We start from the raw sequence: 12,389 nt of genomic DNA, 5'->3' as shown, positions 1-12,389 counted from the left end.
GGCCGCACCTTCGCCAACGAGGCGCTGCCCTACATCGCCGACGAGCACGCCCGGTCCGCGACCCTCGCCGACCGCCTCGGCGGCTGATCGGCCCGAGCCCGACGCGGGAAAGGGGCCGTCCTCGCAGGGGAGCGGCCCCTTTCCGTTTCGGCAGCCGGTCGGACCGTCCCCGGCGAGCGCCCGCCTCTCGCCACCGCGGGCCGGAGCCGGTAAAGACCGGCCTCCTCCTCAAAGCCGGATGCCCATGGATCCGATGACAGGCGCCGACGCGCACCGCCTCCCGCTGCGCGTCTACTACGAGGACACCGACTTCTCGGGCTTCGTCTACCACGCGAGCTATCTGCGCTTCATGGAGCGCGGGCGCACAGAGCTTCTGCGCGGGCTCGCGGGCGACCAGTCGGACCTGCATGCCGAGGGAGCGGGTCTCGTCTTCGTCGTGCGGAAGATGAGCCTCGACTTCCTGAAGCCCGCCCGCATGGACGACCTGATCGAAGTCCATACCCGCTCGAGCGAGTTGCGCGGCGCATCCATGCATCTGGCTCAGGAAGTCCGCCGCGGCGACGAGGTGCTGGTGCGCGCCGAGGTCGTCGTCGCCTGCGTGCGGAACGGACGGGCGATCCGCCTGCCCGAGAGCCTGCGCCGCGCGCTCACGCCCTCCGAGCTCGGACCTGCCTGACTTCGACGGGACGATCGATCATCGGCCCCGCTCCCGGCCTCATGATCCGCGGCGGGACAGGGTGCGTCGATCCCGCGAGCGGTCGGATCCCGGTCCACGCAACGGTTTCTTAACCCTGTCGCGAGCTTAGACTCCTGCACGCGCAGCGCCGATGCGGGCCGTCCGAGGCCGGGCCCCGACCCATACTTTCGACAGATTCGCGAGTGATCTCAGGTCTCATCGCTCAAAGGATCAGTCGGCAGTCCGGCCCGCGGTGGCGCGGCCCTGACGACGCGAGGATCGTTCGATGACCCCAGCCGATGCCATGCAGGCCGCGCCCGTCGCAGACATGAGCCTGTTCGGCCTGTTCTGGCAGGCCCACTTCGTCGTGAAGATCGTGATGATGGGCCTGCTCGGCGCCTCGATCTGGTGCTGGTCGATCATCGTCGACAAGACGCTGCTGTTCCGGCGCACGGAAGCCGAGATGGATGCCTTCGAGGAGGCGTTCTGGTCCGGCCGCTCGCTGGAGGAGCTCTACCGCTCCTTCAACGATCGCCAGCCGACCGGCCTCGGCGCCCTGTTCGTCGCCGCCATGCGGGAATGGAAGCGCTCCTTCGAGGGCTCGGGCCGGCAGATCCATTCGCTGTCGCAGCGCATCGACAAGGTGCTCGACGTCACCATCCAGCGCGAGGTCGAGCGGCTCGATTCGAAGCTCCTGTTCCTCGCCTCGATCGGCTCGGCCGGCCCCTATATCGGCCTGTTCGGCACGGTCTGGGGCATCATGACCGCCTTCACCTCGATCGCGGCCTCGAAGAACACCTCGCTTGCCGTCGTGGCCCCGGGCATCGCCGAGGCGCTCTTCGCCACCGCCATCGGCCTGTTCGCGGCGATTCCCGCGGTGCTCGCCTACAACAAGCTCCAGGCCTCCGTCGCCAAGTCGCAGTCGCGGCTCGAAGGCTTCGCCGACGAGTTCTCGGCGATCCTCTCGCGCCAGATCGACGAGCGCCTCTCGGTCGCCGCCTGACCGAATCGTTGCTGAAGCGGGAGCCAGGCTTATGGGCATGACGCACGGCGCGGCGCAGGGCGGCGGCAAGCGCCGCCGCCGTGGACGCCGCGGGCACGGCGCCATCAACGAGATCAACATGACGCCGTTCATCGACGTCGTGTTGGTGCTGCTGATCGTCTTCATGGTGGCCGCACCGATGATGACGGTGGGCGTGCCCCTCGACCTGCCGCAATCGAAGGCGAGCCCGCTCAACTCCGACGTCAAGCCGATCACGCTCTCGATCCGCCGCACCGGCGAGGTCTATCTCGGCGAGGTCGAGCTGAAGGACGACGACATCGTGCCCCAGCTCCTGCAGACGGCCAAGACCGGCACCGAGGAGCGCGTGTTCGTGCGCGGCGACAAGCGGGTCGATTACGGGCGCGTGGCCCAGGTGATGGCGATCGTGACCGGTGGCGGCTTCAAGAAGGTCGCCCTCGTCACCGAGCCGGAATCGAATTAGCGGAGCGGGACGAAGTGGCTCTGCGCTGGCCCGAATCTCTTCGCAATCGCGAACCGGGTGTCTGGATCTCGGCCGGCGCGCACGCCGCCGTGCTGGGCCTCGCGCTGTTCGCGGTCGCGGCCCCGGCCCTGCCCGACGCCCAGGAGGGCGTGCCGGTCGAGGTGCTGACCGAGCAGCAATTCTCCGAGCTGACCCGCGGCGAGCGCAACGCCGAGAAGCCGCAGAACAATCCGAACCGTGCCGACCGCGTCTCCGAGAAGGTGGAGCAGCGCGAGCCCGAGAACGCGAAGACCGACGCGCCGGCCGCCCCCACCCGCACCGCCGACACCCGGCTCGCCGCCGTCGACGCGATGCCGCTGCGCGCCGACACAGCCGATCCGGTGAAGGAGGAGGCGGAGGCCGCCGCCGCGAAGGCGGAAGCCGCCAAGGCCGAGGCCGAGAAGGCCGCTGCCGCCAAGGCGGCCGAGGCGAAGGCCAAGGCCGAAGCCAAGGCGAAGGCGGATGCCGCCGCGAAGGCCGAGGCTGCCAAGGCGGCCGAGGCCAAAGCCGCCGCCGCGAAGGCGGAGGCCGAGAAGCGCGAGGAACTCCAGAAGCTGGTCGAGCGCGAGCAGGCGGAGGCCGAAGCCGCCGCCAAGGCAGCCGAGAAAGCGGCTGAGAAGGCCGCCGAAGCCAAGGCCAAGGCGCGCGCCGAGGCGAAAGCCAAGGCGGAGGCCAAGGCCAAGGCGGATGCCGAGGCCCATGCCAAGGCGGAGGCCGAAGCGAAGGCCAAGGCCGAGGCCGCCGCGAAGGCCGAGGCGGAAGCCGAGCACCGCAAGCGGGTCGCCGAAGCCAAGGCCAAGGCGGAAGCCGAGGCGAAGGCCAAGGCCGAGGCCGCCGCGAAAGCCAAGGCGAAGGCGATGGCCGACGCCAAGGCGAAGGCCGATGCCGAGGCCAAGGCACGCCAGCAGGCGGAACTCGCCAACAGGGCCAGCCCCGGCGACAGCCGCGAAACGAACACGCGCGCCGCCTCGCAATCGACCGGCTCGACCGGCCGCGAGGTCCAGCGCACCGCCTCGCTCGGCGCGGCGACCGGCAACGCCCAGCGCCTCTCGCCCTCCCTGCGCGACGCCCTCGTGGGCATGCTGCAGCAGCAGATCGAGCGGTGCTACTCGGCGCCGCCGGGCGCGACGCAGGGCGTGGTGCTGCCGATGCTCGACATCCGCCTCAATCCGGACGGTTCGCTCACGGCCGAGCCCCGCGTGATGCGGGCCGGAAACAACTCGGTCGATCAATCGATCGCCCAGGCGGCGCTCCGGGCAGTGCGGCGCTGCGCGCCCTACAAGATCCCGGCCCAGTACGCGCCGTATTACAACGACTGGAAGGCCATCAACGCCGAGTTCGAGTTCTCGCCCGTGTGATCCGCCGGCTCGACCGGCCGATCCACCCCGTCTCGGCCTTCCTCTCTCGCACTCCTTTGACTGACCTGGACTTGTCCCATGCCTGGAACAGCCTTCACGCGGCGCGCCCTCCTGCCGGCTCTGACGGCCGCGCTCGGCGTTCTCGCCCTGGCGCTGCCCGCCGCCACCCCGGCGCGGGCGCAGCTCCAGCTCCGCATCGGCAGCGGCGCCTTCCAGCCGATGCCGATCGCGGTCGCCGACTTCGCGGGCGATGCGAGCCTCGGCACGCTGGTCTCCAGCGTCATCACCAACAACCTGCGCCGCTCCGGCTACTTCACGCCGCTGGAGAAGGGGCGCTTCCCTGAGAATCCGAGCTTCGACGCGGCGCCGAACTTCGAGGCCTGGAAGGGCGCGGGCGTCCAGGCGCTGATCACCGGCCGGGTCGGGCGCGACGCCTCGGGCCGGCTCACCGTCGCCTTCCGTCTCTGGGACGTGGCCTCGGGCCAGCAGATCACGGGTCAGCAATACGGCACCGACGTCGCCAACGCCCGCCGCACCGGCCATCTCGTGTCGGACGCGGTCTACACCAAGGTCACCGGCCTCGGCCCGTGGTTCGACAGCCGCGTCGCCTATGTCGACGAATCCGGTCCGAAGGAGCACCGCCGCAAGCGCCTGATGGTGATGGATCAGGACGGCGCCAACGTCCGCGCGCTGACCGGCGGCGGCGACGTCTCGGTGGTGGCCCCGCGCTACTCGCCGGCGGGGCAGGACATCGCCTTCATGACCCAGGCGACGGGCCAGCAGCCGAAGGTCCAGATGATCGACCTGGAGACCGGCAAGCGTCAGACGGTCGGCAACTTCGCCTCGATGAGCGCCAGCCCGCGCTTCTCCCCGGACGGGCGCCGCCTCGTGATGAGCGTGCAGCAGGGCGGCAACGCCGACATCGTCACCGTCGATCTCGCGTCGAAGGCGCAGACGCCGGTCACGCAGGGGCTGGCGATCGACACCTCGCCGAGCTACTCGCCGGACGGCAGCCAGATCGTGTTCGAATCCGACCGCGGCGGCTCGCAGCAGATCTACGTGATGGGAGCGGACGGCTCGAACCCGCGCCGCCTCTCGTTCGGCGAAGGCTCGGCCTCGCAGCCGGCCTGGTCGCCCCGGGGCGACCTCATCGCCTTCACCCGGCAGCGGAAGGGCGGCTTCGCCATCTGCGTGATGAAGCCCGACGGCTCGGGCGAGCGGGTGCTGACGGAGGGCTTCCACAACGAGAGCCCGACCTTCGCGCCGAACGGCCAGTACGTGATGTTCTTCCGCGATCCCGGCGGCCAGGGCGGCGGCAAGCTCTACATGGTCGACATCACCGGCAAGGTGGAGCAGCCGGTGCCGACCCCGTCCTTCGCCTCGGACCCGACCTGGTCGCCGCTCCTATCGGGGAAGTAGGCCGACGGTCGGAGGCGCAGCCGTCGAGGGGCGCTCTCCTCCGAGCGCACTCGACCGCGCCGCGAAGGCCGGCTTCCGGCCGCGCTCCAACGACGAAATCCGCGCGGGCCTCGACGGCCGGCACGGCAGAAACTCGTCTGGTTCGCGATAAAAACCGCGGCGGAAGCGGTCCAGAGGTGGGGCTGATGCGTGTTCGAAGTCGCGCCGTGTCGGCCGCTTCTGCGCCCCTAGGGATCCGCTTCCGTCCGGTGTTCGTGGCGGGCCGCTAAGTCCGAGACCGAACGGGTTCTCAGGCTATCGTAGCGGCTTTGCGCTGCGGTGGAGTCATCCCTGTCTCCTCCAGCTTTCGCCAACAAACCGTGCGCGGACCACCCGGTTTCCTGGCCGATGTGCTTGCGACCGCGAAGCACGGATAGAGACTGCGTCCGTATTGGCAGGCCGTCAAGCGGGAATTTGCTGCCAAGCCGACTGTTTCTCGTCCTAGCGAATGCTTGATCGACAAAATCGTTCGCCGGCAACGGCTTACGGCGCACGATGGAAAAGTCCGATGTGCAGCGGGCCGAAAACGACGGTTTTCGGCAGGACGGCGGAGGTCCGGCGCGAGCGCGCCGTCGAGGCATCGACACAAACCAGCATCAATCGTCGGCGAGACTGTCCTGCCTGTCCTGGCCGCTCCCCCCCCGGCAACCGGACAGGCTCGCGGGCCGGCACGACGCACCCAGCAGGCGTGCCGGCTCGCGGTCGATCAGATCGCCGCGAGCCCGCGTTGCACGGCCGGGCGGGCGAGCAACGCGTCGAGCCAGCGGCGCACGTTCGGATGGCCGTCGAGTTCGATGCCCTGCTTGCCGTGGAACTTGGCCCAAGTCAGCGCGGCGATGTCGGCGATCGAGTAGGCGTCGGCGAGGTATTCGTGCGCGGCGAGCCGCCGGTCGAGGACGCCGTAGAGGCGCTTGGCCTCCTCCGTGAACCGCTCGATGGCGTAGGGGATCTTGTCCTGCGCGTAGATGCGGAAATGGTGGGCCTGCCCCAGCATCGGCCCAAGGCCGCCCACCTGCCAGAACAGCCACTCGTCCACGGCGGTACGGGCGCGCTCGTCGCTGGGATAGAGGCAGCCGGTCTTGCGCCCGAGATATTGCAGGATCGCGCCCGACTCGAACACCGAGATCGGCGCCCCGCCCGGCCCGTCCGGATCGACGATGGCCGGGATCTTGTTGTTGGGCGAGATGGCGAGGAAGTCGGGCGCCATCTGCTCGCCTTTCCCGATATTCACCGGCACGACCCGGTAGGGCAGCCCGCACTCCTCGAGCATGATCGGGATCTTCCACCCGTTCGGCGTGCTCCAGGTGTAGAGTTCGATCGGCTGCGCCGTCGTGACCGCCATGCTGGCATCCCGGGAAAGCGGGCCCGCGCCCATCCTCGGCTAAGGAGGTAGCGCGGAACGGCCCGGCGGCTCAAGCCGACGGCCAAGCCTGTCTGCAATCGTGTGCAAGTTGCAGAGGACGCTTGCTCTTTGGCCGCCGATGCGGCTGTGATGCGGCGTGGACGGCGACGCTGCCGAATCCGTCCCTCCGGAGTTGCCCGATGCTCTCTCGTCTCCTCGCCGCCGCCCTGATGGCGGCACCGCTCCTCCTGGCTCAGGCCGCGACGGCCAAGGACACCTGGAACGCACCGAGCGCCAAGGAGACGACGAAGGAGACGGCGAAGGAGCCGAGCGTGGCCCAATCCGCCGCCCGCGAGCGGCAGAAGAAGTGCGGCGCCGAGTGGCGCGCGCTCTCGGCCACCGAGAAGGCGGCCCAGGGGCCGAAATGGCCGCAATATTACAGCAAGTGCGTCAAGCGCCTGAAGGAGCAGAAGGCCTGACGGACCGTCCGCGCCGTTGACGGGGCAGGCCGTTCGTGAACCGAACGGCGGCGGGCGTGTTGCCCCGCCGACCTGTCCTGAATCGCTCCCGGGCCGATGCGGATCATGGTTCCGCGCGGGAGCGAATCGAACCGAAGACCGAAAGCCTCGACGACATGGAGCGTGAACGCCGCATCCTGCAACGCACGGTGGCGGTCGCCGCGATCGTGCCCGTCCTGGCGGGACTCTACGGCGTGCTGTTCGGCATCGACGGCATCGGCGGCGGCACACCGGTCAACATCTCGGCCGACAGCCATTTCCGCTACCTGTCCGGCCTGCTGACCGGGATCGGCATCCTGTTCTTCACCTGCGTGCCGGCGATCGAGGACAAGTCGCGGCTGTTCCGCTTCCTCACCCTCGTCGTGGTGCTCGGCGGGCTGGCGCGGCTGCTCGGGCTCTACCTCACCGGGCTGCCGTCGCTGACCATGCTCGCGGCGCTCGCCCTCGAACTCGTCGTCACGCCGCTGCTCTGCCTGTGGCAGATGCGGGTCGCGCGCCTCGCCCGCGATCGGCGACAGGCCCTGGAGCCGGGGACCGGGGTCGCACGGTGAGCGGGGCGGCGCAGCGGGCCGGCCGGGCGGGTGCGGGCGAGCGCCTGCTCGACACCCTCGACCGCTGGGTGCCCAAGCCCGCCGCCTGGGCCTTCACCATCCGGATCTGGCTCGCCATGATGCTGGCGCTCACCGCCGCGTTCCGGCTCCAGCTCGACAGCGCCTCCTCGGCGGCCGCCGCACTGGGTCCAGGCGCTGCGCGCGGGGATTTTCGGCCGTCCCGCCCGGACGGGGCCCGGCGCCGAGCGGGCGCACTGACGCCGCCGCTGCGCGCAAACGGTGCGATACCCACGAAAATTGGGTAAGGCGGCGGCATGGCCGCTTCTCCCCTCGTCCGCTTCGCTCCCTCGCCGACCGGCTTCCTGCATATCGGCAACGCCCGCCCGGCGCTGCTGAACGCCCTGTTCGCCCGCCGCGAGGGCGGCCGCTTCCTGCTGCGCCTCGACGACACCGACCGGGAGCGCTCGACGGAAGAGTTCGCCGCCGCCGTGGCCGAGGATCTCGGCTGGCTCGGCATCGCGCCGGACCTGTTCTTCCGCCAGAGCGAGCGCACCGCCCTCTACGACGCGGCGGCCAAGCGGCTGAAGGCGGCGGGGCGGCTCTATCCCTGCTACGAGACGCCGGAGGAGCTGGAGCGGCGGCGCAAGCGCCAGCTCGGCCGCGGCCTGCCGCCGATCTACGACCGGGCGGCGCTCGCCCTGACCGAGGCCGACCGCGCCGCCCTCGAGGCCGAGGGCCGCCGTCCGCACTGGCGGTTCAAGCTCGATCACCGCATGGTCGCCTGGAACGATCTCGTCCGCGGCGAGAGCCACGTCGATTGCGCCTCGCTCTCCGACCCCGTGCTGGTGCGCGCCGACGGCAGCTACCTCTACACGCTGCCCTCCGTCGTGGACGACGCCGAGGTCGGCGTCACCCACGTCATCCGCGGCGAGGATCACGTCACGAATACCGGCGTGCAGGTGCAGCTGTTCGAAGCCCTCGGCGCCGCCGTGCCCGCCTTCGGCCACCACAACCTGCTGACCACCGCGGACGGGGAGGGGCTGTCGAAGCGCCTCGGTCATCTCTCCCTGCGGTCGCTGCGCGAGGCCGGCTACGAGCCCGAGGCCGTGCGCTCGCTCGCGGTGCTGACCGGCTCGGCCGAGGCCGTGCGCCCGATCGCTTCCCTCGACGAGTTGGCGAGCCTCGTCGATCTCGCCCACCTGTCGCGGGCGCCGGCGCGGTTCGACCCGGCGGAGCTCGACGGGATGAACGCCCGCCTCGTCCACGAGATGCCGCTCGACGCGGTCCGCGAGCGGCTCGCCGCCCTCGGCGTACCGGCGGACCAGGCCGAGGCGTTCTGGCCGGCGGTGCGGGCCAATCTCAGCCGCGTCGCGGAGGCCGCGGATTGGTGGCGGGTGGTGACGGGGCCGGTGACGCCCGTGATCGCCGAGCCGGATTTCATCGCCGGGGCAGCCCGGCTGCTGCCGGAAGCGCCGTTCGATGCCGGCACGTGGAAGGTCTGGACCGACGCGGTGAAGGCCGAGACCGGCGCCAAGGGCCGCGCCCTGTTCATGCCGTTGCGCCTCGCGCTGACCGGGCTCGACCACGGCCCGGATCTCTCCGCGCTGCTGCCGCTGATCGGACGCGAGCGGGCGGGGCGGCGGCTGGCCGGCGAGACCGCCTAATCCAGGACGCCGTCGGGCTCCGCCTCGATCATCATCACATCGAGGGTGAAGCTGCCGTCGTCCTCGATCGCGAAATGGGACCGCACCGCCTCGGCGGCCCCCATCTGAAGCGCCCGGATCACTGCGATGCTCGCCTCCGGCGTGCCCATCCGGGCGACCCATGACGGGAAGTCCATGCGCACGCGCCAGTGCCGGGCGGCGCCGGGCACGAAGCCGGCCTCCGCCAGCATCCGGCGCCACTCCGCCTCGCCGTAGTCGCGCACGTGGGACGGATCGCGCAGCAGCTCCCAGGCCTGGAGATGGGTGTCGAGCAGCGGTGGGCCCGGATGCACGACATCGACGATGCCGAGCCGCCCGTCGGGGGTCAGCACCCGGTGCGCCTCGCGCAGGGCGGCGGGCACGTCGCCCCAATGGTGAGCGCTGTAGCGCGAGAGCACGCGCTCGAAACTCGCATCCGCGAAAGGCAGCGCCTCGACGCTGGCCTGCCGCGTCGCGACGTTGGTGAGGCCGCGGCGCCGCGCCTCGGCCGAGACGGCGTCGAGCATGGCCTGCGACAGGTCCAGAGCCGTGACGGAGCGGACATGCGGCGCCACCGCGTAGGTGACGTGGCCGCCGCCGCAGCCGAGATCGAGCACCGCCGCGTGGGGGAGGGCAGCGAGACCGGCCAGCGCCTCAAGGTCTTCGCCCGCGGCATGGACGGCGCTGGCGACGTAGGCGGCGGCGCGGCTGCCGAACTGGCTCGCGGTCTGGGCGTCGTGGCTCGGCGATCCGCTCATGCCGTCCGCTCTCCTCCGGCCGCGGCCCGCTCGATCGCCGCGACGTCGAGCTTCACCATGCCCTGCATGGCGGTGAAGACGCGGGCGGCCACGTCCGGATCGGGGTCGGCGAGGCGGCGCAGCATCACCTCCGGCACGATCTGCCAGGGCACGCCCCAGCGGTCACGCAGCCAGCCGCAGGCGATCTCCGCCCCGCCGTCGGCGGTGAGCGCCGACCACAGGCGATCGACCTCGGCCTGATCCCGGCAGGTGACCGAGATCGAGGCGGCGGTCCCGTAATCGACCGGCGTGCCGCCGTTCAGCGCCTGAAAACTCTGCCCGCCCAGGGTAAAGGCGATCAGGATCGGCTCGCCGGCCTCGCCGCCCGGCCAGGGGCCCGGCGCGCTCTGAATGTGGTCGATCCGCGAATCGGGCACGAGCGACACGTAGAGGCGGACGGCCGCCTCCGCGTCCCTGCCGAACCAGAGGCAGGTGCTGACGTCGGGCATGGGGCGCTCTCCCTCTCCGAGGTCAGGATAACGAGCCCAGCGCTCGAAATTCAACCGCCGGACCGGCCGCCGCGGCCGTTCAGGTCGTCAGTCCTCCGCCCGCCAGCGGGAGCGGCGCGAGCCGCGTCAGGCGCAGCGCGACGAGGAGGGCCGCCACGTAGAGGCTGCCGAAGAAGCCCGCGACGCCGGGCCAGCCGAGATGGAGGAAGAACCAGCCGCCCGCCGTGCCGAGCAGGGACGAGCCGAGATAGTACATGCAGAGATAGATCGCCGAGGCCTGCGCCCGGTCGCTCGACGCCCGGCGCCCGACCCAGCTCGACGCCACCGAGTGCGCGCCGAAGAAGCTCACGGTGACGACGACGATGCCTGCGATGATGAGGACGAGGTTGTCGGCGAGCGTCAGCGCGATGCCGCCGATCCCGAGGAGGATCGCCAGCCACAGCACCTTGCGCCGCCCCAGCACCCCGGCGATGTGGCCGGTGATGGCCGAACTCGCCGTGCCCGCAAGGTAGACGATGAAGATCAGCCCGATCACCGTCTGGCTCAGGGAGAAGGGCGGTTCGAGCAGGCGGAAGCCGATATAGTTGTAGACGCAGACGAAGCCGCCCATCAGCAGGAACGGCTCGAGAAACAGCCACGGCAGGCCGGCATCGCGGAAATGGTGGGTGAAGGTGCCGGGCACCTCGCGCCAGCGCATGCGGTGGGCGAGGAAGTGGCGCGAGGCGGGCAGGGCGAACTGGAAGGCGAGCGCCGCGAACAGCGCCAGCACGCCGATGATTCCGAGGCCCCAGCGCCAGGAGGCGTGGTCGGCGATGACGCCCGCGAGCAGCCGCCCGACCATCCCGCCCAGGGCGTTGCCGCCGATGAGCAGCCCCATCGACAGGCCGATGGCCCGCCCGTGCATCTCCTCGCTCAGGTAGGCCATGGCGACGGCGGGCAGGCCGCTCGCGGCGATGCCGGTCAGCGCCCGCAGCATCAGGAAGCCGTGCCAGCTCGGCATCAGCACGGCGCCGATGGTGAGGAGCGCCGAGGCGAACAGCGAGGCCGCCATCACCCGCTTGCGGCCCCAGACCTCGGAGAGAGGGCTGACGATCAGCAGCGAGACCGCGAGGGTCGCGCAGGGCAGCGACAGCGCGAGGCTGCTCTCGGCCGGGGAGACGTCGAAGGTGTCGTGGAAGACCGGCAGGAGCGGCTGGACGCCGTAGAGCACCGCGAAGGTGGAAAACCCCGCCGCGAACAGGGCGAGGGTCGCCCGGCGGAAAGTCGGCGTCCCGGCCTCGATGAACCGGTCGCTGTCGTCCGCCATCGCTGCCCCGTGCCCTTGATCCAACGCGTACCCCTCCCCCACCTGCGCCGCAGAGGGGGGAGGGTCAAGCACCTGGATCAACGCGGAGCGGGCGGCTGCTGCCCCTCTGCCTGCTGCTGGAGCAGCGGCGTGATGCGGCGCACCGTGACGCGGCGGTTCTCGCGGTTCGCCTCCTGCGTGTTCACCTTCAGGTACTGCTCGCCGTAGCCCTGCGTGGTGAGGTTCTCCGGCGGCACCTGGAAGTTCTGCGTCAGCACCGCGGCCACCGACTGCGCCCGGCGATCGGAGAGCGACAGGTTGTCGATGTCCGACCCGACGGCGTCGGTGTAGCCCTCGATCAGGAACACCTCCTGCGGATTGTCCTTGATCGTCCGGTTGATCGCCTCGGCGATGGTCGAGAGGCGCTTGGCCTGGTCGGGCGTGACGGTGAAGGAGCCGGTGTCGAAGGTGATCGTGTTGATGTCCACCGAGGGCATGCGCGCGCGCAGCTGCGGGCTGTAGCGCACCTGATCCAGGGTGTAGCGCCGATCGAGCTTCTGAACCGGCGGGGCGGAGAGCGCCTCGTAGACGGTGCGCTCGTCGGCCCCGTCGTAATCGACGACGTAGCGGTCGCGCGGGATGCGGATGTCCGGCGGCGGCAGGTCCACCACGTCCTCGTAGATCGGCCGGGGGGCGCCGCCGTAGGTGTTGTTGATCAGCACGACCTCGCGTCCGTCGCGGTAGCGGCGG

13 protein-coding genes and 2 pseudogenes are annotated in these 12,389 nt (G+C 70.8%); 10 read left to right on the top strand and 5 right to left on the bottom strand.

The genetic code is table 11. The annotated features are described in order from the left end of the window. The 6 genes and pseudogenes from MFF42_RS26705 to tolB form a co-directional block, all read left to right on the top strand. Nucleotides 1-87, top strand: a pseudogene (locus tag MFF42_RS26705) (DUF4142 domain-containing protein); the annotation flags it as partial. A gap of 157 nt (nucleotides 88-244) precedes the next feature. After that, complete coding sequence (gene ybgC / locus MFF42_RS19595; RefSeq protein ID WP_238257248.1) at nucleotides 245-676, top strand: tol-pal system-associated acyl-CoA thioesterase; 432 nt, start codon at nucleotides 245-247, stop codon at nucleotides 674-676. Nucleotides 677-962: 286 nt separating this feature from the next. After that, nucleotides 963-1,679, top strand: a complete 717-nt coding sequence (tolQ, locus tag MFF42_RS19590; protein WP_238257247.1) for a protein TolQ — start codon at nucleotides 963-965, stop codon at nucleotides 1,677-1,679. 31 nt (nucleotides 1,680-1,710) lie between these two features. Further along, the gene (locus MFF42_RS19585; protein ID WP_238257246.1) at nucleotides 1,711-2,160 is read left to right on the top strand and encodes an ExbD/TolR family protein; all 450 of its coding nucleotides are present in this window, start codon (nucleotides 1,711-1,713) and stop codon (nucleotides 2,158-2,160) included. A gap of 14 nt (nucleotides 2,161-2,174) precedes the next feature. Continuing rightward, nucleotides 2,175-3,557, top strand: coding sequence for a cell envelope integrity protein TolA (gene tolA, locus MFF42_RS19580; RefSeq protein WP_238257245.1), 1,383 nt, complete (start codon nucleotides 2,175-2,177; stop codon nucleotides 3,555-3,557). Between the two features lie 78 nt (nucleotides 3,558-3,635). Further along, nucleotides 3,636-4,976, top strand: coding sequence for a Tol-Pal system beta propeller repeat protein TolB (gene tolB, locus MFF42_RS19575; RefSeq protein ID WP_238257244.1), 1,341 nt, complete (start codon nucleotides 3,636-3,638; stop codon nucleotides 4,974-4,976). A gap of 745 nt (nucleotides 4,977-5,721) precedes the next feature. Here tolB and MFF42_RS19570 read toward each other — a convergent pair. Then, nucleotides 5,722-6,357 carry a glutathione S-transferase N-terminal domain-containing protein gene (locus MFF42_RS19570; protein WP_238257243.1) on the bottom strand — a complete coding sequence of 212 codons (636 nt, stop codon included), beginning with the start codon at nucleotides 6,355-6,357 and terminating at the stop codon, nucleotides 5,722-5,724. A gap of 200 nt (nucleotides 6,358-6,557) precedes the next feature. On the opposite strand from MFF42_RS19570, the gene MFF42_RS19565 reads away from it, so the two are divergent. From MFF42_RS19565 to gltX, 4 genes and pseudogenes are all read left to right on the top strand, one after another. Continuing rightward, nucleotides 6,558-6,836: a hypothetical protein gene (locus MFF42_RS19565; RefSeq protein ID WP_238257242.1), complete on the top strand. Its 279-nt coding sequence runs from the start codon at nucleotides 6,558-6,560 to the stop codon at nucleotides 6,834-6,836. A 155-nt stretch (nucleotides 6,837-6,991) separates the two neighbouring features. Next, entirely contained in the window at nucleotides 6,992-7,426 is a 435-nt protein-coding gene (locus tag MFF42_RS19560; protein ID WP_238257241.1) for a DUF4345 domain-containing protein, read from the top strand. Then, nucleotides 7,423-7,611, top strand: a pseudogene (locus MFF42_RS19555) (hypothetical protein); the annotation flags it as partial. The gene MFF42_RS19560 and the pseudogene MFF42_RS19555, both read left to right, overlap by 4 nt. A gap of 129 nt (nucleotides 7,612-7,740) precedes the next feature. After that, complete coding sequence (gene gltX, locus MFF42_RS19550; RefSeq protein ID WP_238257240.1) at nucleotides 7,741-9,090, top strand: glutamate--tRNA ligase; 1,350 nt, start codon at nucleotides 7,741-7,743, stop codon at nucleotides 9,088-9,090. On the opposite strand, the gene MFF42_RS19545 is transcribed toward gltX, so the two are convergent. The 4 genes from MFF42_RS19545 to MFF42_RS19530 form a co-directional block, all read right to left on the bottom strand. After that, the gene (locus tag MFF42_RS19545; RefSeq protein WP_238257239.1) at nucleotides 9,087-9,866 is read right to left on the bottom strand and encodes a class I SAM-dependent methyltransferase; all 780 of its coding nucleotides are present in this window, start codon (nucleotides 9,864-9,866) and stop codon (nucleotides 9,087-9,089) included. The two genes, gltX and MFF42_RS19545, sit on opposite strands and share 4 nt — an antisense overlap. Continuing rightward, nucleotides 9,863-10,354: a VOC family protein gene (locus MFF42_RS19540; protein ID WP_238257238.1), complete on the bottom strand. Its 492-nt coding sequence runs from the start codon at nucleotides 10,352-10,354 to the stop codon at nucleotides 9,863-9,865. Before MFF42_RS19540 ends, MFF42_RS19545 begins: the two co-directional genes overlap by 4 nt. A 79-nt stretch (nucleotides 10,355-10,433) precedes the next feature. Beyond that, nucleotides 10,434-11,660: an MFS transporter gene (locus MFF42_RS19535; protein ID WP_238257237.1), complete on the bottom strand. Its 1,227-nt coding sequence runs from the start codon at nucleotides 11,658-11,660 to the stop codon at nucleotides 10,434-10,436. Nucleotides 11,661-11,737: 77 nt separating this feature from the next. After that, nucleotides 11,738-12,389 (bottom strand): OmpA family protein (locus MFF42_RS19530; protein WP_238257236.1); only part of this gene is annotated, 652 nt, incomplete at its 5' end.

The organism is Methylorubrum podarium, assembly GCF_022179745.1.
In the GTDB taxonomy this organism is placed as follows: Bacteria; Pseudomonadota; Alphaproteobacteria; order Rhizobiales; family Beijerinckiaceae; genus Methylobacterium; species Methylobacterium podarium.
The sequence above is the reverse complement of the archived record's forward strand: the minus strand, read 5'-3'. Positions and strand labels throughout refer to the sequence as shown.